The sequence below is a fragment of the Stenotrophomonas sp. A3_2 genome, from assembly GCF_036624925.1.
Taxonomy (GTDB): domain Bacteria; phylum Pseudomonadota; class Gammaproteobacteria; order Xanthomonadales; family Xanthomonadaceae; genus Stenotrophomonas; species Stenotrophomonas hibiscicola.
Window position 1 is genome coordinate 1 of the sequence record NZ_JAZKVY010000288.1, and the last position, 1,747, is coordinate 1,747.

The window sequence follows — 1,747 nt, forward strand, 5'->3', positions numbered from 1 at the left end:
GGGGGTGTTGGCGGGGGGCCCCCCCCCCCCCCCCCCCACCAAGCCACCCACTTAAAAAGCATCGCCGACCACCTGCGGTTGCCGTTGCTTCAAAAGCCTGCCGCAGGCAGCGCCGCAGCCGCCGCTGCAAGGAAACCTGAATACGTTCCGACACCGCACCTCAATCCCCCGCCCCAGCGGCCGATAACGGGGTTGTCACCGCTTGTCCCGCCGTGACCGGCTCGGCGCCGCCCGCCCGTTTCGACCTGGTCCTGCTCGATGAATCTCCTGCATCGCTGGCAACACTACTTCAGCAATCTCTCCGTCCGGCGCAAGCTCAACCTGCTGACGCTGCTCATCGCGCTCGGCGTGATCGCGCTCTCGGTGATCGCCGCCCGCATGCAGTACCTGGACCTCACCGAGACCCGCAAGACCGCGCTGAAGACCCAGGTCGAACTCAGCTACGGCATCCTTCAGCACTACCACCGTCTGGCCGGCACCGGCGAACTCAGCGAGGACGCCGCGAAGAGCGCCGCGTTGCAGGCCCTGGAAGTGATGCGCGCCGAGAACGATACGTACTACTTCAACATCTACGACACCGGCTACCGCCTGCTGATGCACCCGTTCCGCAAGGACCTGGTCGGCAAGGACATGAAGGACTTCCGCACCGACGACGGCGTGCGCATCTATTACGACCAGGTCGAAGCGGCCAAGGCCGGCGGTGGCTTCGTCAACTATCGATGGGCCAAGCCGGGCAGCAAGGGCGAGGTCGAGAAGGTCGCCTACGCCGGCCTGTTCGCGCCGTGGAACTGGGTAGTCAGCAGCGGCGTCTACATGGACGACGTGCAGCGGCAGGCGCTGGTGTTCACCGCCATCATGGCGATCTCCGGTGGTGTACTGGTGCTGATCGTGCTGGCCCTGAGCTGGGTCATCGGCAACCGTATCGCGCGCCCGCTGAAGCAGGCTACCGCCGTCGCCGAAGGCATCGCCAACGGCAAGCTGGACAGCCATATCGGCCCACAGCCGCACGACGAGCCCGGCCGCCTGCTGGAGGCGATGTCCGGCATGCAGCAGCAGCTGCACGCAGTAATCAACGGCCAGCGCGAAATGGCCCGCCGCCACGATGGCGGCGAACTGAGCTACCGCATCGACGCCAGTGCGTTCCCCGGTGAGTATGGGCTGATGGTGCAGGAGACCAACGCCCTGGTCGGCAGCCACGTGCAGACCCTGCACGATGTGCTGGATGTGGTGCAGCAGTACGCGGTCGGCGACCTCAGCCGCGACATCGCGCGCTACCCAGGCGAGAAGGCCGCAATGACCACCACCGTCGACACGGTCAAGGCCAACCTCGGCCGCATCAATGCCGAGATCAAGCAGCTGGCCAGTGCCGCCGCCGCGGGCGACTTCAGCCGCCGTGGCGACGCGCAGCGCTTCGATCACGATTTCCGCCTCATGCTGGAAAACCTCAACGCTATGATGGCGGTCAGCGATGACAACCTCGGCAAGCTCTCGCAGCTGCTGTCGGCCATCGCCGAAGGTGACCTGACCGCGCGCATGCACGGCGACTACCAGGGCGTGTTCGCACGGATGCGCGACGATGCCAACACCACCGTCGCACAGCTGACCCAGATCGTCACCCGCATCAAGCAGTCCAGCCGCGCGATCAGCTCGGCCGCCGGCGAGATCGCCTCGGGCAACAGCGATCTGTCGCGCCGTACCGAACAGCAGGCCGCCAACCTGGAGGAAACCGCAGCCTCGATGGAGGAAC

Annotated in this window: 1 protein-coding gene; it reads left to right on the plus strand. The window is 66.1% G+C overall.

The genetic code is table 11. The features are described from left to right. Positions 1 to 258 precede the first annotated feature (258 nt). Positions 259 to 1,747: cache domain-containing protein (locus R5H29_RS14075; protein ID WP_332329318.1), on the plus strand; the 1,489-nt coding region annotated here is incomplete at its 3' end.